Origin of the sequence: Paraburkholderia sp. EG286A (assembly GCF_040965375.1) — a bacterium.
Classification (GTDB): Bacteria; Pseudomonadota; Gammaproteobacteria; order Burkholderiales; family Burkholderiaceae; genus Paraburkholderia.
Window position 1 is genome coordinate 541,752 of the sequence record NZ_JBFRCB010000002.1, and the last position, 20,361, is coordinate 562,112.

Consider the following 20,361-nt stretch of genomic DNA (forward strand, 5'->3'; position numbering starts at 1 on the left):
ATGCGCTAACGCCGGATAGCGCGTAGCGAAGGGGCCGTCCTTAGGTGAGAAGAACACCGAGTAGCTACGTTGCATTAACGTTTCTCGTTGTCACTATAACTAGGAAGCTAACAGAAACGAGAACTCTTTGGCAATAGAGGCTAGTGATTTTGTTGCGTGGATATAACCAGAAATAGCACCCCTAAATGCGCGAGCGTGATCTCGCCCGGCTGCGGCGGATTGCGCCCGCCGATCAGCGCAGTTGCACTCGACGAATGATGCGGCGCGCGAAACGGCCGCTTGCGCCACTGCTGCGGCGTGAAGCCGACTGCGCTGGCGGAGAGCAGGGCGGCGGAGGCGAGCGCCTCGTCGTCCGTCATCGGCGGCAGGAGCCCGGGCAGGCGCGCGGCGAGCATCGACTTGCCGGCGCCCGGCGGCCCCACCATCAGCAGATGGTGGCCGCCGGCCGCCGCGACTTCGAGCGCGCGGCGCGCGCCGCGCAGGCCGACCACGTCGGCCATGTCGGGTGGCGCGGCGGCCGGTGCGGCGTCGAGGGCGCGCGCACGCACGGGGGCGAGGCGCGCCTCGGGATCGACGCCCGCAAGGTGGGCACACAGGGAGCGCAGATCCGCCGCGCCGTACACCGCGACATCCGGCACGAGCGCCGCTTCGGCGGCGTTCTGCGCAGGGAGATAAAGCTCGGGCATGCGCGAGCGCGTGGCTTCGCCGGTCTCAGCATCAGGAATCCGAAGGATGTCGCTCGCGCCAATGGCCTGAAGGCTGGAGGCTGCCGCTTCGTCGACACGCGCTACGCGCTCCCTATGCGCGCGTGCCGTGCCGCAAGCCATGGCAAATGCGCCGCGCATGGGCCGCACGGCGCCGGTGAGCGAAAGCTCGCCCGCGAACTCCCGGTGCGCGAGCGCCGCAACCGGAAGCTGCCCGCTCGCCGCGAGAATGCCGAGCGCGATCGGCAGATCGAAGCGGCCGGATTCCTTGGGCAGATCGGCGGGCGCGAGATTGACGGTAATGCGCCGCACGGGGAAATCGAAGCCGCAGTTCGAGAGCGCGGCGCGCACGCGCTCGCGGCTTTCGCGCACTTCGAGATCGGGCAGCCCGACGATGGAAAACGACGGCAGCCCGTTGGCGAGATGAATTTCGACAGTGACTTCGGGCGCGCGGCCAGCAGCCGGCGCGCGGCTGCGCACCACGGCAAGCGACATGGGATTCTCCGGAAGGCTCGCATGCGGGGGAGTGGCGCGCGTGGTACGAAGCTTTGGTCCGGGCTTCGTACATGTTTCGCGCGCCGTGCATGCGCCAGGCTGGTGAGGCGTATGCCCCTTTACGGTTCCATTGCGATCACGCTACGGATCGCTTGCGGCGGTGCGGCATGGGGGCTGCACTCGATTGCGCACAGGAGTGCGCGAGGAATTGATCAGGAGGACTGGCTGGTCACCGGCAGCTTCTGCTCGAGCTCGGCGACGCGGCGCTCGAGTTCTTCGAGGCGCTGGCGCGTACGCACGAGCACCTGCGTTTGTGCGTCGAATTCCTCGCGCGTGACGAGGTCCAGCTTCGAAAAGCCTTGCGACAACATTGCGCGAACATTGCGTTCGACATCGCGCGCCGGCGAGTTCTTGAGCAGATCGCTCACGCGCGACTGCAAATCATTGAATACGTCGTTTGGTTGCTTCATTCGATTCCCCTTCGCTGCACAAAAAATGTGCAAGTTTTGTTTCGCCTGTGCCCCGCGACGGACCGTGATCGATCTTGGTGCGAACTCGCAGGGCCACGGCCTGGTGTGCGCGCTAGTGGTGCGCACCGCGGGCCCGTGTGCTTCGCGCCGTGGCGCGGCGGGCCACTGCCAGCCGCTATGCGGCGCCCAGCGCGGCAGCGATGCCTGAGAACACTGTAGCAACGTTCCCCCCGCCACGCCACCGCGCGCGCGCCACGCTGGCCGTTCGGCCAGGGCCTTGCGCGCCGCGCCCCTCAAGGCGCGGACCGCATTGTCCACGGCTTTGGGCGCGCCTGCATCGAAGTCCATCACAGCGGCTTTGCGCAGGGGCTGCAGCAAATTGGCACGGGTGTTGCTAATACTGCCCCGCGCACCGAACGACGGTTGGCTCACGGTGTGCCAGCGACGCGGCGAAGCATCACGCGCCGTTCGCCGGGCGCCCGTTGCAGAAGCAGACAAAGGAATGAAGCAAACCACAGCGAGGACTACATGAAACTCATTACAGCAATCATCAAGCCGTTCAAGCTCGATGAGGCGCGCGAAGCCCTTTCGGCGATCGGCGTTTCGGGGATCACGGTGACGGAGGTGAAAGGCTTCGGTCGCCAGAAGGGGCACACCGAGCTGTACCGCGGCGCGGAGTACGTCGTCGACTTCCTGCCGAAGGTGAAGATCGAAGCCGCCGTGGCCGACGACATCGTCGAGCAGGCCATCGAGGCGGTCGAACGCGCGGCCCGCACGGGCAAGATCGGCGACGGCAAGATTTTCGTCACCCCGATCGAACAAGTGATCCGCATCCGCACCGGCGAGACCGGCGCCGACGCGCTGTAAAGGCTAAAGAGACCGAGACAAGAGGAAAGAGGAAACCGAGATGCGCAAACTTTTGATGTCCCTGATGATGGCCGGCTCGCTGCTGGCCGGCGGCGTCGGCGCCGCGCTGGCGGACGACGCATCCGCGCCCGCCGCGGCGTCCGCGCCGGCCACCACCGCGTCGGCGCCCGATGCGTCCGCAGCCGCTCCGGCTTCGGCGCCCGCAGCCGACGCGGCTTCGGCCCCGGCAGCAGCAGCCAGCGCCCCGGCCGCCGCCGCAAGCGCCCCGGCCGACGCATCGGCTGCCGCAGCCGCCGCGGCGCCCGCCGCACCGACCGCGCCGTTCTCGGTCGATTCGTCGAAGATCAACTCCGGCGACACCGCGTGGATGCTGACCTCCACCGCGCTCGTGCTGTTCATGACGATCCCGGGCCTCGCGCTCTTCTACGGCGGCATGGTCCGCAAGAAGAACGTGCTCTCGACGCTCATGCAGAGCTTCGCGATCACCTGCGTGGTCACGGTGATCTGGACGGTGGTCGGCTACTCGATCGCGTTCACGCCGGGCGGCTCGTTCATCGGCGGCTTCTCGCGCATCTTCCTTGAGGGCATGAACTACATCAAGGGCGACAAGGCGACGACGCTCACCGTGAGCCACCTCGCGCCGACCATCCCGGAGACCGTGTACTTCGTCTACCAGATGACGTTCGCGATCATCACGCCGGCGCTCATCACAGGTGCGTTTGCCGACCGCATGAAGTTCTCGGCGATGCTCGTGTTCATGTCGCTGTGGTCGATCATCGTCTACTCGCCGATCGCGCACATGGTGTGGGAGCCGACCGGCTGGCTCGCCAGCGCCGGCATCCTCGACTTCGCGGGCGGCACGGTCGTGCACATCAACGCCGGTATTGCGGGCCTCGTGTGCTGTATCGTCCTCGGCAAGCGTGTGGGTTACGGCCGCGAAGTGATGGCGCCGCACAACCTCGTGCTCACGCTGATGGGCGCGGCCATGCTGTGGGTGGGCTGGTTCGGCTTCAACGCGGGTTCGGCAGTCGCGGCCGACGGCCGTGCCGGCTTCGCGATGCTCACGACGCAAGTCGCTACCGCCTGCGCCGCACTCGGCTGGATGTTCGCGGAGTGGATCGCCAAGGGCAAGCCGTCGGTGCTCGGCATCGCCTCGGGCGCCGTCGCGGGTCTCGTGGCCGTGACGCCGGCATCGGGCTTCGTCGGCGTGCTGGGCGCGATCGTGATCGGCGTGGTGGCCGGCGTGGTCTGCTTCTGGTCGGCGACGTGGCTCAAGCACAAGTTCAACTATGACGACTCGCTCGACGCGTTCGGCGTGCACGGCATCGGCGGCATCATCGGCGCGCTGCTGACCGGCGTGTTCGCGGTGAAGGACATCGGCGGCGCGGATGGCAGCGTCATCCTGCAAGCCAAGGGCGTGCTCACGACCCTCATCTACAGCGGCGTGGTGAGCTTCGTCCTGCTCAAGGTGATCGACATGGTGATGGGCCTGCGCGTTTCGGAAGAAGAAGAGCGCGAAGGTCTCGACGTGGTTCTGCATGGCGAGCGCGTGGAATAAGCGCGCCGCACTCGATGGTTTGATCTAGCAGGGCAGCAAGCAGCGACCTGGGCCCGCCGTTTCGGCGGGCCCTTTTCTTTTGCGCGCCCGGGCGGCGGGTGTGGGCCTTGCTCTCGCGCCAGGGAGGGGGCCAGGGCGGAATAAGCACCTCGCCGGCGCGTTCGCATAGTGCCCCTTCAGTGCGTGGGCCCAATTGCGCCCGGCGCCGCGGGCGGTCCAGAATGGACATCCGGCGTGAATATCCGTGCGCGGCACGCTCGATTGACCCTACCGCGCTCAAGGGATTTCACGACCCAGATTCATGAGGGCAATCCCGTATTGCAACTGGCGCAATCGTCCCCAGATAAACGACCGGTTTCCCTACAATCAAAGCATTTCGTCCGCGAGTCACCCCTTATGGTCCCGCATCTGGTTACGGCGTTGAACGGCCCGCTCCTCGAACTGGAGCAGCGCATCCTCGATGCGACGCCGGCCATCGAGCGCTGGTTCCGCCTCGAATGGCAGGAGCACACGCCGCCGTTCTACGCCTCGGTGGACCTGCGCAACGCCGGCTTCAAGCTCGCGCCGGTCGACACCAACCTGTTTCCCGGCGCCTTTCACTGCCTGCCGCAGGAAGTGCTGCCGCTCGCCGTGCAGGCGGCCATGGCCGCCATCGAAAAGATCTGCCCGGACGCCAAGAACCTGCTGGTGATTCCGGAAATGCACACGCGCAACGCGTTCTATCTGGAGAATGTCGCGCGCCTCGCCACGATCATGCGCCAGGCGGGCCTGAACGTGCGCTTCGGCACGCTCGACGAAACGATCGCCGGGCCGGTGACGATCTCGCTCGCCGACGGCCAGAAGATCGTGCTCGAACCGCTCGAGCGCTCGCAGCGGCGCCTGGGCCTGAAGAACTTCGACCCCTGTTCGATCCTGCTGAACAACGACCTTTCGGGCGGCATTCCGCCCGTGCTCGAAAACCTGCACGAGCAGTACGTGCTGCCGCCGCTGCACGCGGGCTGGGCGGTGCGCCGCAAGTCCACGCACTTCTCCTGCTACGACGACGTGGCGAAGAAGTTTGCGAAGATGGTGGGCGTGGACCCGTGGATGATCAATCCGTACTTCGCGCACGTGGAAGGCGTGGACTTCGAGGCGCGCACGGGCGAAGAGCAAGTCGCGACCGCCATCGACGCCGTGCTCAAGAAGATCGCGAAGAAGTATCGCGAGTACGGCATCACCGAAAAGCCCTATGTCGTCATCAAGTCCGATGCCGGCACGGACGGCCGCGGCGTGATGACGGTGCACGACGCCTCGGAGGTCGCCGCACTCACGAAGCGCGAACGTGCGAAGATGTCGGCCACGAAGGACGGGCTCGAAGTGCACGACGTGATCGTGCAGGAAGGCGTCTACACGTTCGAGCACATCGGCGACGAAGTGGCCGAGCCGGTCGTGTACATGATCGACCGCTATGTGGTGGGCGGCTTCTACCGCGCGCACGGCAGCCGCGAGCGCGACCAGAACCTGAACGCGCCGGGCATGCACTTCGTGCCGCTCGGCTTCGAGCACACGGCGCTGCCCGACACGCGCGCAAAAGCGGGTGCGGCGCCGCCGAACCGCTTTTACATGTACGGCGTGGTGGCGCGGCTCGGCTTGCTGGCGGCCTCGGTCGAGCTGGAGAAGACCGACCCCGAAGCGATCCAGGTCTGATCCGGCCGTCATCATTCACACAATCGAACGCAGCGCCCGCCACCGTGCGGGCGTTGCCGTCATGAAAGCTGGCGCCACACCAGGCGCCACGCAGCGACAGGACAGGGACAAGGCAGAGACGATATGGACATTCTCTTCATCGCCGATCCGCTCGAGCGGTTCAAGATCTACAAGGACTCGACCTACGCGATGATGGCCGAGGCCGCGAAGCGCGGCCACCGGCTCTTCGCGTGCGAGCCCCAGCACCTCGCATGGGTGAACGGCCAGGTGGAGGCCGACGTGCGGCGCTTCACGATCATCGGCGATACGGCTGACCTGCATCGCGAAACCTGGTTCGAAGCCACGGCCGATTCGCGCGCGCTCACTGGCTTCGACGCCGTCGTCATGCGCAAGGACCCGCCGTTCGACATGGAGTACGTCACCTCGACGTGGCTGCTGGAGATCGCCGAGCGCGCGGGCGCGAAGATCTTCAACAAGCCGCAGTCGATTCGCGATCACTCGGAAAAGCTCGCCATCGGCGAATTTCCGCAGTTCGTCGCGCCGACGCTCGTCACGCGCAGCGCGGCGCGCCTGCGCCAGTTCCATGAGGAGCACCAGGACGTGATCCTCAAGCCGCTCGACGGCATGGGCGGCATGGGCGTGTTCCGCGTGAAGGCGGACGGCATGAACCTCGGCTCGATCATCGAGATGCTGAGTCACGACGGGGCGCGCAGCGTGATGGCGCAGAAGTTCATTCCCGAAATCAAGGCCGGCGACAAGCGCATTCTGCTGATCGGCGGCGAGCCGGTGCCGTTTTCGCTCGCGCGTATTCCTCAGGGCAATGAGGTGCGCGGCAATCTGGCGGCGGGCGGACTCGGCGTCGCGCAGCCGCTCACCGAACGCGACATGGAGATCGCCAAGGCGCTCGGCCCGACGCTCGCGGCACGCGGCCTGCTGCTCGTAGGGCTCGACGCCATCGGCGACTGGCTCACCGAGGTCAATGTCACGAGCCCGACGTGTTTCCGCGAAATCATGGAGCAGACGGGCTTCGACGTCGCCGCGATGTTCATCGACGCGCTGGAGCGCGCGGCGGCCTGAATCCGGCCGGAGTCCGGCTTCGAAACGGGGACCGGGCGCATTTGAAGCCCGCACCTGGAGCGCGGACTTGAAAGCCGCGTGTATGGCGGCATTTGCGGGATGTGGGGCTTTGCAGGGTGGGCGCCCCATCGAGACCTTGACTGGCGGGCAGTTGCGGACCACGAAAGGTCGAGCGCGAGCGCGGAGCCTGTAAATCGCGCGCGACATCTGTCGCCGCTGTGAGCAGAACCGCCTCGCGTGCGCGAAAATGACCCTGCTACAATGCCGCGAGCCCGCGTTCCGGGCTGGCAGGCGGGCGTCGACAAGACGTTCCGGCTGCCGCGCGGCGCGTGTTCCGACCCTGCGAGCTCACGGCTGGCTGCGGGGTTGGCGCTGCAGGACGCGATCTACGGGTCGTCCGAGCATCAACCGGAGCCGTTTTTTGCAGTCAAGCTGACATGGCAGGGATTCTGATCATTGCGCACGCACCGCTCGCCACCGCGCTACGCGAGTGCATCGCGCATATCTATGGCGGTTGTCCGGCGCGCATCGGCGCGCTCGACGTGCTCCCCGACAGCGACCCGGCTGAAGTGGTCGCCAAGGCGAATTCGGAAATCGAGCGCCTGCGCGAAGACAACGGCGCGCTCGTGTTGACCGACATGTTCGGCGCCACGCCTTCGAACATCGCGGCGCGCCTCGCCACGGTGCCCGAGGTGCGCGTGCTGGCCGGCGTGAATCTGCCGATGCTGGTGCGGGCCGTGTGCTACCGCGCAACGCCGCTCGACACGCTGGTCGAAAAGGCGCTGGCCGGCGCGAGCAAGGGCGTCCAGACCATCGGTCCGACCATGCCGCCAGTTGCGCCCGCGAGCGAATGCGCTTGCCCGCCCACGCCCTGCACCGAAGCCACCGCCGACGCGGCAAAGCAGGCCGCGAATCCGGTAGCGGGCCAGAGCGCGAGCCAGCCTGCCGCCGCGACGCGGGGCGCGGCTTGCACCGGCGGCATAGCGGCCGGCGTATTGAGGCCGGCTGGCAGCACCTGAACCGGCGGCGCGCCAGCGAAAGCCAACAACAAGGCAAAGCGAAACAACCCAGTCACACTTCCACACACCGCGTCCGGATCGACCTATGCTGCAACAAGAAACGACCATCGTGAACAAACTCGGCCTGCACGCGCGGGCGTCGGCGAAGCTGACACAGCTCGCAGGCAACTATCAGGCGGAAATCTGGATGAGCCGCAACGGCCGCCGCATCAACGCCAAGAGCATCATGGGGGTCATGATGCTCGCGGCAGGCATCGGCAGCACGGTGATGATCGAGACCGAAGGCCCGGACGAGGCCGACGCCATGAGCGCGCTGCTCAAGCTGATCGCCGATAAGTTCGGCGAAGGCCAGTAAGACGCGCGCAGTCGACGCGCCTTGCCCGGAACGCCGCGGTTTGCCGCGGCGTTTTTATTTGTGGGCGGCGACTGCTGCACAAGGCCGCAGTCATGCGCGGACAGGTGCGCATGGCTACATTCCGCCGCGCTGGAATTTATAATCATCGCCGGGGTCTGAGAGAGCGCATTGCAGCGGTTTGCCGCAGCATCAAATAACCAGAGGAGGTGCGCGTGCCGTTCACGCTGCATGGAATTCCCGTATCACGCGGTATAGCCATCGGGCGAGCGTATCTGATCGCCCCGGCTGCACTCGACGTCGACCATTACCTCATCGAGCACGCGCAGATCGAAGACGAAATCGTGCGTTTTCGCGCGGCGCTGCAGGCCGTGGAGCACGAGCTCGACGCGCTGCGCGCCGACCTCGCCGCCGACGCCCCTTCCGAAATGGGCGCATTCATCGGCGTACACCTCATGATCCTGAACGACGTGATGCTCGTGCAGGAGACCATCGACCTCATCCGCACGCGCCGCTTCAATGTGGAGTGGGCGCTTACCGAACAGCTCGAACGCCTCTCGCGTCACTTCGACGACGTCGAGGACGAGTACCTGCGCGAGCGCAAGGCCGATATCGAGCAGGTCGTGGAGCGCGTGCTGAAGTCGCTCGCGGGCGCCATGCCGCCTTCGCTGCACGGCGGCTGCGACGAGATGATCGTCGTCGCGCACGACATCGCGCCGGCCGACATGCTGCAGTTCAAGGGGCAAACCTTCCAGGGTTTCGTCACCGATCTGGGCGGGCGCACCTCGCACACGGCGATCGTCGCGCGCAGCCTCGGCATTCCGGCGGCGGTGGGCGTGCAGCAGGCGAGCGCGTTGATCCGCCAGGACGATCTCATCATCGTCGACGGCGACCATGGCGTCGTGATCGTCGATCCCGCGCCGATCGTGCTCGAGGAGTACACCTACCGCCAAAGCGAGATGGCGCTCGAGCGGCGCAAGCTGCAGCGCCTGAAGTTCTCGCCCACGCAGACGCTGTGCGGCGCGAAGATCCAGCTCTACGCGAACATCGAGCTGCCCGACGACGCGCAGGCCGCGCTCGATTCGGGCGCGACGGGCGTGGGCCTCTTTCGCACCGAGTTCCTGTTCATGAACCACAAGAACCACTTGCCGGAGGAGGACGAGCAGTTCGCCGCCTACCGCCGCGCGGTGGAGCTCATGAACGGGCTGCCCGTGACGATCCGCACGATCGACGTGGGCGCGGACAAGCCGCTCGACGCCATGAATGCGGGCGACGGTTACGAGACGGCCGCGAACCCGGCGCTCGGCCTGCGCGCGATCCGCTGGAGCCTGTCCGAGCCGCAGATGTTCCTCACGCAGTTGCGGGCGATCCTGCGCGCCTCGGCGTTCGGTTCGGTCAAGATCCTGATTCCGATGCTCGCGCACGCGCAGCAGATCGACCAGACGCTCGACCTGATCCGCGAGGCGAAGCGTCAGCTCGACGACGCCGGTCTCGCCTACGATCCCAACATCCAGGTCGGCGCGATGATCGAGATTCCGGCGGCCGCGCTCGCGCTGCCGATGTTCCTGCGGCGTCTCGACTTCCTCTCGATCGGCACCAACGACCTGATTCAGTACGCGCTCGCCATCGACCGCGCCGACAATGCGGTGGCCGACCTGTACGATCCGCTGCATCCGGCCGTGCTGCAGCTGATCGCGCATACGCTGCGCGAGGCGAAGCGCGCGGGCGTGCCGGTTTCGGTGTGCGGGGAGATGGCGGGCGACCCGTCGTTCACGCGTTTGCTGCTCGGCATGGGTCTCACCGAGTTTTCGATGCACCCGAGCCAGTTGCTCGTGGTGAAGCAGGAAATCTTGCGCTCGCAGCTCAAGACGCTCGAGAAGCCGGTGGCGGAGGTGCTGGCCGCTTTCGAGCCCGAGGAACTGCAGGCCGCGCTGCAGCGTGTGGCGCAGGCCTGAGCGGCCACCCGCGCATCCGCGAAAATGCAAAAAGCCCCGGCATGTCCGGGGCTTTTTTCTTGACTCGCGCGGGCTTCAGCCGTGCCGGTGACGCTCGCCGCACACCGGGCAATCCGGCTGCCGCGCCACGCGCATCGTGTTCCATTCCATGCGCAGCGCGTCGAGCATCATGAGCCGCCCGACCAGCGGCGTACCGATGCCGCCGATCACGCGCAGCGCCTCGGCCGCCTGCATCGCGCCGATGATGCCAACCGTTGGCGCGAACACGCCCATCGTCGAGCACGCCACTTCCTCGAATGGCTGGTCTTCGGGGAACACGCAGGCGTAGCAGGGCGAGGCGTCATCGCGGAAGTCGAACGTGCTGATCTGTCCGTCGAAGCGCAGCGCGGCGCCCGAGACGAGCGGCACGCCGTGCTTCACGCACGCGCGGTTGATGGCGTGGCGCGTGGCGAAGTTGTCGGTGCAGTCGAGCACGACCGTCGCGCCCGGCACCTGCGCGTCGAGCCACGCATCGTCGATGCGTACTTGCAGCGCGTTCACCTTCACCTCGGGATTCAGGCGCGCGATGGCGTCGCGGCCCGACTCGGCCTTCGCGCGGCCGACCGACGCCGTCTCGTGCATGATCTGCCGCTGCAGGTTGGTGAGGTCGACGGTGTCGTTGTCGACGAGCGTTAGCGTGCCCACACCCGAGGCCGCGAGATACATCGCCGCTGGAGACCCCAGGCCGCCCGCGCCCACGACGATCGCATGCGCGTCGAGAAAGCGCTGCTGCGCCTCGATGCCGATCTCGTCGACGAGGATATGGCGGGAATAGCGGAGGAGTTGGTCGTCGTTCATCGCGATGCGCTGGTTCGATGGCGCTGCGATGGACCTCGAGAGCCTGAATGGCCCTGAATGGGGAAACGCGCGCCGGGGAAATACCGTGCCGTTATTGTAACGACGCCAGCGGCTGGAGGAGGAGGGGCGGCCTCGCGACCGGCGCACGAGGCGCGCGAGTCGCGAGGCGGGTCGGCGTGTTACTTCGCCGGTGCCGGAGCGGAGGCCGGCGCGGCAGCGGAGCCCGGAGCCGGCGCCATGATGAGGGCGCCCGGCTTCACGGCGATCGGCGCGGAAGCCGAGGTAGGCGGCTTCTGCTGCGCGAGGCGGCGCTCCATCGGCGACTTCGATTCGGCCACCGGCTTGCCCTGGAGCTTGTTCAGCGCCTGCTGGAGCATGTAGTCGTCGGTGGAGCCGAACTCGACCGGCTTGCGCTCGCGATCCTTCTGGCGCTGCTCCGGCGTCTTCTTGTCGTTCTGCTCCTCGAGCTGACGCAGCATGTCCATGCGCTCCTGCTCGCGCACTTCCTGCTCCTTCTTCTCGTCCGGATCCTGCGTGTTGGCGAGGTGGTTCTGGTAGTCCACTTCGCGCGTGACGAGCGCGTCGTCCGGATCGCCGTCGGCGTACTGGTCGACCGCGATATCAGGACGGATGCCCTTGTTCTGGATCGAGCGGCCGCTCGGCGTGTAGTAGTACGCCGTGGTCAGGCGCAGCGCCGTGTCGGCCGTCATCGGGCGCACGGTCTGCACCGAGCCCTTGCCGAACGTCGTCTTGCCGACGATCAGCGCGCGCTTCGAGTCCTGCAGCGCGCCCGCCACGATTTCCGAAGCCGACGCCGAGTAGGCGTTGGTCAGCACGACCATCGGCACGGTCTTGAACTCGGCCGCCTCGCCCTTGAGCGGGTCGCCGTCGAACGACGGCAGGCGGTAGTTCTCGTAGGTGTCGCGGTAGACCTGCTTCGAGTCCGGGATCTGGCCGTTCGTCGAGACGACGACCGAATCCGGCGGCAGGAACGCGCCCGCTACGCCCACGGCGCTTTGCAGCAGGCCGCCGCCGTTGTTGCGCAGGTCGAGGATGATGCCCTTGAGGTTCGGCTCCTGGCGCGCGATATCCTGCAGCTTCTGGGCGAGGTCGGGGACCGTGCGCTCCTGGAAGCTCGTGATGCGGATATACGCGTAGCCCGGCTGCAGGATCTTCGACTTCACGCTCTGCACCTTGATGATGGCGCGCGTGATGGTGAGCGGGAAGGTGCGGTCGTCGGTCTTGCGGAAGATCGTGAGCGTGACCTTCGTGCCCGGGTCGCCGCGCATCTGCTTGACGGCCTGGTCGAGCGTCATGCCGCGCACCGGCTTGTCGTTGATGCGCGTGATGAGGTCGCCCGGACGGATGCCGGCGCGATACGCGGGCGTGTCTTCGATCGGCGAGATCACCTTGATCAGGCCGTCTTCCGACGAGATTTCGATGCCGAGGCCCGCGAAGCGACCCTTGGTCTGCTCCTGGAGCTCCTGGTAATCGGTCTTGTCGAGATACGACGAGTGCGGGTCGAGGCTCGACACCATGCCCTTGATGGCGGCGGTGAGGAGCTTCTTGTCGTCCACCGGCACGACATACTCATGCTTGATTTGACCGAACACTTCGGCGAAGAGCCTCAGCTGGTCGAGCGGCAGCGGTTCTACGACCGTCTGCTGGGTTTGCTGCGCCTCGGCGGATATCTGCAGGGTGGCAAATACGCCGGTCGCGAGGCCAGCGGCGATCAGGCCGATGTTTTTCAGGTTCTTTCGCATAGAGTATGTTGCGTGCGGTCGAAAAGGCGCGTGGCAGCGTCTATTGGAAAAGCGACGGACAAGTATAACTGCACACCCGCCGTGGCTGTGTATATGGCGCGTACGATGGGACTAAGACAGTGCTGCAGCCGCCTGGTTCGCAAACCGTGTGCCGTAATTTCGCTTCTGGCACGATGCTGGCAGGGCGCTGGCAATCCTGCCAGCCAGGCCCGAAAAAAGGCAGAAAAGGGGAATGTGCAACGAATTTCCAGCGCGGCCAGGGCGAACCCGCACGGCGCCCGCGTGGCCGCAGGGCTGACCCAGGCGCAGCCGCCGGCCCGACGGACCGGCGGCTGTCTGAATCGACAAGGCACGGCCAGAGGCGGCCGATGCCGGGCGGCGCTAAGCGTCAGCCCGCCTTCTTGCCCTGGTTCGCCACGGCGGCCTGCGCCTTCGCGATGGCTTCCGCGTCGCCGAGATAGTAGTGCTTTATGGGCTTGAGGCTCTCGTCCAGCTCATAGACGAGCGGCACGCCGTTCGGGATGTTCAGGCCGACGATGTCGTCATCCGAAATGTTGTCGAGGTACTTCACGAGCGCGCGGATCGAGTTGCCGTGCGCGGCGATCACCACCTTCTTGCCCGCCTTGATGGCCGGTGCGATCGACTCGTTCCAGATCGGCAGCACGCGCGCGACGGTGTCCTTCAGGCACTCGGTGAGCGGCAGTTCCTCGCGCGGCACCTTCGCGTAACGCGGGTCGTTGTACGCCGTGCGCGAGTCGGTCGGCTCGAGCGCCGGGGGCGGCGTGTCGTAGCTGCGGCGCCAGACCAGCACCTGTTCGTCGCCGAACCTGGCCGCCGTTTCGGCCTTGTTCAGGCCCGAAAGCGCACCGTAGTGACGCTCGTTCAGGCGCCACGAGTGGACCACGGGCAGGTACATCTGGTCCATCTGGTCCTGCACATGCCAGAGCGTGCGGATCGCGCGCTTGAGCACCGAGGTGTAGGCGATGTCGAACGTGTAGCCGGACTCCTTGAGCAGCTGGCCTGCCTGCTGCGCTTCGCGGTTGCCCTGCTCGGTGAGGTCGACGTCCACCCAGCCGGTGAAGCGGTTTTCCTTGTTCCACGTCGATTCGCCGTGGCGGATGAGTACGAGTTTGTACATGAGGATGCCGGTCGGTAGTGAAGGAAGCGGTAATCGGGGACGGAGGACGCAACACGGCAGCAGCGCCATGGCGGCGGTCCAGTCCGGCGGGCTGCACGCCCGGGCTGGGGGGCGGTAACCCTGCGACAAACGGTTATTTTATAATGAGCGGATTGTCCGAATCCGATTTCGCACGATTTCTCCGACTTTCCCTTTTTCCGGCGGACCCTCCGTGACGTTCTTCACCAACTACATCAACCTTGTACTCATCGCGATCGTCCTCATCTCAGGAGGGTTGCTCCTGTGGCCGACGCTCAAGCGCGGCGGCCGCGGCGGGGTTTCCACCGCCGAGGCGACGCAGCTCATCAACCGCCGCAACGCGGTGGTGGTCGACCTGCGTCCCGCGGGTGAATTCGCGAAGGGTCATCTGCCCTCGGCGCGCCAGGTCGAATTTGGCGAACTCGAGACGAAGATCGGCCAGCTCGTGAAGAACAAGAGCAACCCGGTGTTGCTGGTCTGCCAGACGGGCCAGCAGTCGCACAAGGCGCTGCGCCTCGTGAAGGACGCCGGTTTTGCCGAAGTCCACGTGCTGGACGGCGGCGTGAACGCCTGGCAGCAGGCCGGAATGCCGGTCGTGAAACAAGGAGGTTCGAAGTGAGCAAAGTGGTCATGTACAGCACCCAGGTGTGCCCGTATTGCCAGATGGCCGAGCGTCTTTTAAAGTCGCGCGGCGTCGAGCACATCGAGAAAGTGCTGATCGACCGGGACCCGGCGCGGCGCGAAGAGATGATGACGCGCACCGGCCGGCGTACCGTGCCGCAGGTTTTCATCGGCGAGACGCACGTGGGCGGTTACGATGACCTCTCCGCGCTCGACCGTGCGGGCGGCTTGATGCCGCTGCTCGAAGCCGCCTGAGGTTACTCGGGCGGATTCAAGGCCTGATTCGCAGCCCGATAGCCGTGCGGCCTCGGTCCGCAGGCGGGCTGCGCAGCGTGACGTAGCGACGCAGGGTTTCGGCCCGCGCGAGCCAGTGAGGCTCGCGCGGGCCTGTTGCCGTTCATTGCCGTAGCGCGGCGCATTTTCGGGACTTCGAGACGTCACGAGGATGCCGCCGCGATCCATTCAATCAGGGAAGCCATACACCATGTCTGACGAGAACAACCAGCCGTTCTTCAATATCCAGCGCATTTACCTCAAGGACATGTCGCTCGAGCAGCCGAATTCGCCGGCTATCTTCCTTGAGCAGGACATGCCTTCGGTCGAAGTGGAAGTCGACGTCAAGGCCGAGCGCCTCGCCGAATCGGTGTTCGAGATCATCGTCACCGGCACCGTCACGGCCAAGGTCAAGGACAAGGTTGCGTTCCTGATCGAAGCCAAGCAAGCCGGCATTTTCGACATCCGCAACATCCCGGCCGAACAGGTCGATCCGCTCGTCGGCATCGCATGCCCGACCATCCTGTTCCCGTACCTGCGCTCGAACATCGCCGACGCGATCACGCGCGCGGGCTTCCCGCCGATCCACCTGGCCGAGATCAACTTCCAGGCGCTCTACGAGCAACGCCTGCAGCAACTCTCCCAGCAAGACGGCGCAAGCAACGCCACGCACTAAAGCGTACGTTGATCGTTTCCACGAACTACCGGTGCGGAGTATCGGAATGAACATCGCCGTTCTCGGCGCCGGAGCGTGGGGCACCGCGCTGGCGGGGCATCTCGCCCAGGCGCATCACACGCTGTTGTGGGCGCGCGATGGCGCGCTCGTCGACACCTTGCGCAAGACGCACGAAAACGCCCGCTACCTCGCGGGCGTCGCGCTGCCCAAGACTCTCCAATACGAAACGGATCTCGCCGCCGCGCTCGACCATGCGTCGGGCGAGGCGGATCTCGTCGTGCTCGCCACGCCCGTGGCGGGCCTGCGCGGCATGCTTTGCACGCTGCGCGACATGGGCCGCGTGCCCGCGCACTTCGTCTGGCTCTGCAAGGGCTTCGAAGCCGAAACGCAATTGATGCCGCATCAGGTCGTGGCGGCCGAGCTGCCGGGCCACGCGAGCAACGGCGTGCTGTCGGGGCCGAGCTTCGCGCGCGAAGTGGGCGAGGGGCTGCCCGTCGCGTTGACGGTGGCGAGCGCCTCCGCCGCATGCCGCGAGCGCACGCTCGCGGCGTTCCACCACCGCGCGATGCGCATCTATACCGGCGACGACGTGGTCGGCGTGGAGGTGGGCGGCGCGGTCAAGAACGTGCTCGCGATCGCGACCGGCATTGCCGATGGTCTGGGCCTCGGCCTGAACGCACGCGCGGCGCTCATCACGCGCGGCCTCGCCGAGATGACGCGCCTTGGCGTCACGCTCGGCGGGCGCGCCGAGACCTTCACGGGACTGACCGGCCTCGGCGACCTCATCCTCACCGCCACGGGCGACCTCTCGCGCAACCGCACCGTGGGCAAGCAGCTCGCGAGCGGCCGCACGCTCGACGACATTCTCGGCGCACTCGGCCACGTGGCCGAAGGCGTACGCTGCGCGCAGGCCGTGCTGGCGCTCGCGCGCGCGCATGGCATCGACATGCCGATCACCCAGGCGGTATGCGCCGTGCTGTTCGACGGTGTCACGCCGCGCGACGCCGTGAGCGCGCTGCTCCGGCGCGACGCGAAGGCGGAGTAGGGCGCTTCGGTCCTGCTGCGCCTGGCTTGAAGCTCGCACGCTTTGCGTGCGAGACCGGAGCGCAAAGGAGGACCGTATGCTGACCATCGGAAACTGCCGCATCGAAGCGCAGGCTGTCGACATCACCACGTTGAAGGTCGATGCGATCGTCAACGCCGCGAACGAATCGCTGCTCGGCGGCGGCGGCGTGGACGGCGCGATTCATCGCGCCGCCGGGCCGGACCTGCTGCGCGAATGCGAGACGCTGAACGGCTGCCCGACCGGCGACGCCAAAATCACCGGCGGCTATCGCCTGCCCGCCAAACACGTCATCCATACCGTGGGGCCCGTCTGGTACGGCGGCGGCCGTGACGAAGCGCATCTGCTCGCTTCCTGCTACCGGCGCTCGCTCGAGTGCGCGCGCGAGGCGGGCGTGACGAGCATCGCGTTTCCGGCAATCAGTTGCGGCGTCTACCGTTTTCCTGCCGACGATGCCGTGACGATCGCCGTCGCGACCGTGATCGACGAGCTATCGAAATATCCGACGCTCGAGCACGTGATCTTTGCGTGCTTCGACAATGCGATGCTCACGCGCTGCGAGCGTGAGCTGGCGGCGCGCGGCAACGCGTAGGGCAGCGCGTAACGACGCACCCGCCTCATTCGCCGCCTTCGAACCCCGCCTGACGCCACGCTTCGAACACCACGACCGCGACCGTGTTCGAGAGATTCAGGCTGCGATTGCCGGGCCGCATCGGCAGGCGCACGCGCTGTGGCGTCTCGAAACGCTCGAGCACCGCGTCGGGCAGGCCGCGCGTTTCCGCGCCGAACACGAACCAGTCGCCCGGCTGGAATGCATGCGCATGAAAGCGGCCCGATCCGCGCGTCGTGAACGCGAACATGCGCGACGGGTCCGGGGCTTCTTTGGCGATGAAGGCATCCCAGTCGGCGTGCACGTGCATTTGCGCGTACTCGTGGTAGTCGAGCCCCGCGCGGCGCATTTTCGCGTCGTCGAGGGGAAAGCCGAGCGGTTCGATCAGATGAAGCCGCGCACCGGTGTTCGCGCACAGGCGGATCACGTTGCCGGTGTTCGGCGGGATTTCGGGTTCGACGAGAACGACGTTGAACATGACGATGAAACTCTCTCGATGTCTTGAACAGGGTGAGGCCGATCAGTCCTTCGGCGTGCGCAGCGCGACGAAATTCGTCACGCGCCGTGCGCCAGCGGCCTTGAGCGTATGCGCGAGCGCGTCGAGCGTGGCGCCCGAGGTCATCACGTCGTCGACCACTCCCACGTGCTGGCCGGCAAGCGGCCGCGTGAGCGCGAAGGCCCGGCCGACGTTGCGGCGGCGCGTCTCGCGATCGAGCTTCGATTGCGGCGCCGTATGCAGGATGCGTCGTACGAGCGTGGCGTCCGCTTGCGTGCCCAACCGGCGCGCGAGCGGCCGCGCGATCTGCCAGGCCTGGTTGTAGCCGCGCTCGATGAGGCGCTCGCGCGAGAGCGGCACCGCGACGACGAGCTCCGGCATGCCGTGCTCATCGCACAGATCTTGTGCGGCCAGCGCGAGGCGTCGCGCAAATTCCTCGCCGAGCGCGAGGCGCGCGCGAAACTTCAGCCCACGCGCGAGCAGGTCGAGCGGCGCGCGATAATCGGCGAGCGCGAGCGTGGCGTCGAATGCGGGTGGCGCGTCGGCGCAGGCCTCGCAGCGGTAGCGCGCGCGTCCCGCCGCACTGCGCCTGTGCGCGAGCGGCATCGCGCAGACCGTGCAGCGCAGGCGCGGCTCATTCCAGTACGCGGCATCGCAGCACACACAGAGCGTGGCTCGCGACAAATTGCCGCATAATGGGCACAGATTGGGCAGCACGAAGTGGGCAAGCCGTGACGGCAGCGCCCGCGCTTTTCGACAGACGCGCGCAACGCCCGCAAGACGAGTGCGGTGCGAAGCGGGCGGTGTGACGCGCGCTGCATTGCGTGCATCACGTGAAGAAGGGCGCGGCGGCATCGAAGGACGGCCCGGGCAGCGGGCTCGCGTGACTGAAAGGAAAGGAGTGAGCGAGTATACTTCGCAGACTTCGCCAATACGACCGACATGTCCCCGTCTCCCGCAAGAACTGGCCGTCCGGATTATGACACCCGGCACCTTCGGCGCATCTTCGATCGCCGTGCGGCGACTTTCGACGACGTTGCCTTCCTGCCGCGTGAAATCGCGCAACGCATGCGCGAGCGCCTCGAGTACATCAAGGTGAAACCTGCGGCCGTGCTCGACATCGCGTGCGGCCAGGGCGACGACCTGCCCAGCTTGCGCGAGCGCTTTCCCGAAGCGCCCGTGTTCGGCACCGATCTCTCCCTCGCCATGCTGCGCCGTGCCCGCGAGCACGACGCCCCCGACACGAGCTGGCGGCGTTTTCTGCCCGCATCGGTTGGCCGCGCGCTCGGTTCGCGCGGTCCGCGGGTTGCGCAAGCCGACTTCGCCGAACTGCCGTTCGCGCACGGCGCGTTCGAGCTGCTGTGGTCGAATCTCGCACTGCACTGGCATCCGCGCCCCGACCTCGTGTTCGGCGAGTGGCAGCGCGTGCTTAAAGTCAACGGCCTGCTGATGTTCAGTACGCTCGGTCCCGACACGCTCAAGGAACTGCGCGGCGCGTACGCCGAAGTCGAGGCCGCGCACGGCGTACCGTCGCGTGCGCACGTCGTCGATTTCGTCGACATGCACGATCTGGGCGACATGCTCGTCGAGAACGGTTTCGAGATTCCGGTGATGGACCAGGAAACGCTCACCATCACCTACAAGACGCCGGAGAAGCTGCTCGCCGACGTGCGCCGCTGGGGCGCATATCCGTTCGAGCGCAACGGCGATGGCGAGGGCGAGAACGGCGGCACCGCGCGGCGCCTGCACCGTGCGCTCGTGGCCGCGCTCGAGGCGCGCCGCTGCACGGACGGTCCGCACGCGGGCACGATCCCGCTGACCTTCGAGATCATCTACGGCCATGCGTGGAAGGCCGTGCCGCGTACGACCGCCGAAGGCCATGGCATCGTGCGCATCGAAGACATCGGCCGGGGTCCTGCAAGGAATCGGTAACGTGGTAAGGGGGCTTTCGTTATGCCTGAAATTAGCGCCTGAAAAGCCCCGGGGAAATGCCTGATAAATCGCTGCAAGGCCCGTCTGATATGGGTTTGCGGGCGATTGGGCCTTGCTTGTGAGGGCAGGGGATCGCGCCTATAATGCGTCAGTTTGCTGCACGGAAGGGTCCCCAAAATCCATTGTGGCAAGTCCAGATGTTCCCGTAGTTGTGCGAGGCGCGACGCGGCGATAGTCTGGCGAGGTTGCAAGTGGGGGAAGCGAGCGATGCAGGCGTCTGATCTGCTGGCGAGTCCGGAACCGGTCCTGAAAGACTGGACCATGAAGCGCAACTGTTCGGTTTCGCCCAGGCAATTCGTGTTCTTCTATGTTTCGCTGGCGCTGGTTTCCATCGCGATCGCCGTTCTGTTGTTGATCCACGGCGCCTGGCTGGTTTTGCCGTTTACCGGTATCGATCTGTTGGTAGTAGGCGGCGCTTTTGTCATCTATGCGCGCCATGCTGTCGATTACGAACGTATCAGGCTTTATCCGAACCGGCTGGTGATCGAACAGATGAGCGCCGACGCGCTCACGCAGTTCGAATTCAATCCCCGCTGGGTCCGGGTCGAGCCGGGCGCGACCCCACGCGACCCGGTGCGTCTCGTGTCCCGCGGTCAGGCGGTCGCTGTCGGGTTGCATCTGCCGCAATATCGGCGTGCGCAGTTCGCGCGGGAACTGCGTGCCTCGCTTGCGCGCGCGCCTTGATGCGCGG

20 protein-coding genes and 1 pseudogene are annotated in these 20,361 nt (G+C 66.3%); 14 read left to right on the forward strand and 7 right to left on the reverse strand.

Going from position 1 to position 20,361, the window contains the following annotated elements:
- Nucleotides 1-167 precede the first annotated feature (167 nt).
- Both AB4Y35_RS09140 and AB4Y35_RS09145 read right to left on the reverse strand, forming a co-directional pair.
- Nucleotides 168-1,199: pseudogene (locus AB4Y35_RS09140) on the reverse strand (ATP-binding protein); the annotation flags it as partial.
- A 212-nt stretch (nt 1,200-1,411) separates the two neighbouring features.
- Nucleotides 1,412-1,669, reverse strand: coding sequence for an accessory factor UbiK family protein (locus AB4Y35_RS09145; RefSeq protein WP_028201802.1), 258 nt, complete (start codon nt 1,667-1,669; stop codon nt 1,412-1,414).
- A gap of 528 nt (nt 1,670-2,197) precedes the next feature.
- On the opposite strand from AB4Y35_RS09145, the gene AB4Y35_RS09150 reads away from it, so the two are divergent.
- The 7 genes from AB4Y35_RS09150 (at nt 2,198) to ptsP (ending at nt 10,183) form a co-directional block, all read left to right on the forward strand.
- Nucleotides 2,198-2,536, forward strand: a complete 339-nt coding sequence (locus AB4Y35_RS09150) for a P-II family nitrogen regulator (RefSeq protein ID WP_028201804.1) — start codon at nt 2,198-2,200, stop codon at nt 2,534-2,536.
- Between the two features lie 40 nt (nt 2,537-2,576).
- Nucleotides 2,577-4,094, forward strand: coding sequence for an ammonium transporter (locus tag AB4Y35_RS09155; RefSeq protein WP_368704177.1), 1,518 nt, complete (start codon nt 2,577-2,579; stop codon nt 4,092-4,094).
- 396 nt (nt 4,095-4,490) lie between these two features.
- Nucleotides 4,491-5,780, forward strand: coding sequence for a glutamate--cysteine ligase (gene gshA, locus AB4Y35_RS09160; RefSeq protein WP_028201806.1), 1,290 nt, complete (start codon nt 4,491-4,493; stop codon nt 5,778-5,780).
- A 123-nt stretch (nt 5,781-5,903) separates the two neighbouring features.
- Entirely contained in the window at nt 5,904-6,857 is a 954-nt protein-coding gene (gene gshB / locus AB4Y35_RS09165) for a glutathione synthase (RefSeq protein ID WP_342919490.1), read from the forward strand.
- A 437-nt stretch (nt 6,858-7,294) separates the two neighbouring features.
- Nucleotides 7,295-7,876 (forward strand): PTS sugar transporter subunit IIA, encoded by a 582-nt coding sequence (locus AB4Y35_RS09170; RefSeq protein ID WP_368704178.1) that lies wholly within the window; start codon nt 7,295-7,297, stop codon nt 7,874-7,876.
- 85 nt (nt 7,877-7,961) lie between these two features.
- On the forward strand, nt 7,962-8,231 hold the full coding sequence (locus AB4Y35_RS09175; protein ID WP_028201809.1) for an HPr family phosphocarrier protein: 270 nt from the start codon (nt 7,962-7,964) through the stop codon (nt 8,229-8,231).
- Nucleotides 8,232-8,443: 212 nt separating this feature from the next.
- Nucleotides 8,444-10,183: a phosphoenolpyruvate--protein phosphotransferase gene (ptsP, locus tag AB4Y35_RS09180; protein ID WP_368704179.1), complete on the forward strand. Its 1,740-nt coding sequence runs from the start codon at nt 8,444-8,446 to the stop codon at nt 10,181-10,183.
- Between the two features lie 75 nt (nt 10,184-10,258).
- Here the strand turns inward: ptsP and AB4Y35_RS09185 are convergent, their stop codons facing one another.
- The 3 genes from AB4Y35_RS09185 to gpmA form a co-directional block, all read right to left on the reverse strand.
- Nucleotides 10,259-11,020, reverse strand: coding sequence for a ThiF family adenylyltransferase (locus AB4Y35_RS09185; RefSeq protein WP_368704180.1), 762 nt, complete (start codon nt 11,018-11,020; stop codon nt 10,259-10,261).
- A gap of 179 nt (nt 11,021-11,199) precedes the next feature.
- Nucleotides 11,200-12,783 carry a S41 family peptidase gene (locus AB4Y35_RS09190; RefSeq protein ID WP_368704181.1) on the reverse strand — a complete coding sequence of 528 codons (1,584 nt, stop codon included), beginning with the start codon at nt 12,781-12,783 and terminating at the stop codon, nt 11,200-11,202.
- A 388-nt stretch (nt 12,784-13,171) separates the two neighbouring features.
- Nucleotides 13,172-13,921 (reverse strand): 2,3-diphosphoglycerate-dependent phosphoglycerate mutase, encoded by a 750-nt coding sequence (gene gpmA, locus AB4Y35_RS09195; protein WP_368704182.1) that lies wholly within the window; start codon nt 13,919-13,921, stop codon nt 13,172-13,174.
- 211 nt (nt 13,922-14,132) lie between these two features.
- On the opposite strand from gpmA, the gene AB4Y35_RS09200 reads away from it, so the two are divergent.
- From AB4Y35_RS09200 to AB4Y35_RS09220, 5 genes are all read left to right on the forward strand, one after another.
- Nucleotides 14,133-14,558 carry a rhodanese-like domain-containing protein gene (locus tag AB4Y35_RS09200; RefSeq protein WP_042270087.1) on the forward strand — a complete coding sequence of 142 codons (426 nt, stop codon included), beginning with the start codon at nt 14,133-14,135 and terminating at the stop codon, nt 14,556-14,558.
- Complete coding sequence (gene grxC, locus AB4Y35_RS09205) at nt 14,555-14,815, forward strand: glutaredoxin 3 (protein WP_042270085.1); 261 nt, start codon at nt 14,555-14,557, stop codon at nt 14,813-14,815. The genes AB4Y35_RS09200 and grxC overlap by 4 nt, the downstream gene beginning before the upstream one ends.
- 229 nt (nt 14,816-15,044) lie before the next feature.
- On the forward strand, nt 15,045-15,509 hold the full coding sequence (secB, locus tag AB4Y35_RS09210) for a protein-export chaperone SecB (RefSeq protein WP_368704183.1): 465 nt from the start codon (nt 15,045-15,047) through the stop codon (nt 15,507-15,509).
- 46 nt (nt 15,510-15,555) lie between these two features.
- Nucleotides 15,556-16,554: an NAD(P)H-dependent glycerol-3-phosphate dehydrogenase gene (locus tag AB4Y35_RS09215; protein WP_324148394.1), complete on the forward strand. Its 999-nt coding sequence runs from the start codon at nt 15,556-15,558 to the stop codon at nt 16,552-16,554.
- Between the two features lie 76 nt (nt 16,555-16,630).
- Nucleotides 16,631-17,164: an O-acetyl-ADP-ribose deacetylase gene (locus tag AB4Y35_RS09220; protein WP_368704184.1), complete on the forward strand. Its 534-nt coding sequence runs from the start codon at nt 16,631-16,633 to the stop codon at nt 17,162-17,164.
- A gap of 25 nt (nt 17,165-17,189) precedes the next feature.
- Here AB4Y35_RS09220 and trmL read toward each other — a convergent pair whose 3' ends face one another.
- Nucleotides 17,190-17,660: a tRNA (uridine(34)/cytosine(34)/5-carboxymethylaminomethyluridine(34)-2'-O)-methyltransferase TrmL gene (gene trmL, locus AB4Y35_RS09225; protein WP_368692545.1), complete on the reverse strand. Its 471-nt coding sequence runs from the start codon at nt 17,658-17,660 to the stop codon at nt 17,190-17,192.
- 42 nt (nt 17,661-17,702) lie between these two features.
- A complete protein-coding gene (locus tag AB4Y35_RS09230; RefSeq protein ID WP_368704185.1) occupies nt 17,703-18,533 on the reverse strand; it encodes a phosphoribosyltransferase family protein in 831 nt (276 codons plus the stop codon).
- A gap of 87 nt (nt 18,534-18,620) precedes the next feature.
- On the opposite strand from AB4Y35_RS09230, the gene AB4Y35_RS09235 reads away from it, so the two are divergent.
- Both AB4Y35_RS09235 and AB4Y35_RS09240 read left to right on the forward strand, forming a co-directional pair.
- Nucleotides 18,621-19,610 carry a methyltransferase domain-containing protein gene (locus AB4Y35_RS09235; protein ID WP_368704186.1) on the forward strand — a complete coding sequence of 330 codons (990 nt, stop codon included), beginning with the start codon at nt 18,621-18,623 and terminating at the stop codon, nt 19,608-19,610.
- A gap of 267 nt (nt 19,611-19,877) precedes the next feature.
- On the forward strand, nt 19,878-20,354 hold the full coding sequence (locus AB4Y35_RS09240) for a DUF2244 domain-containing protein (RefSeq protein ID WP_368704187.1): 477 nt from the start codon (nt 19,878-19,880) through the stop codon (nt 20,352-20,354).
- Nucleotides 20,355-20,361: the final 7 nt, after the last annotated feature.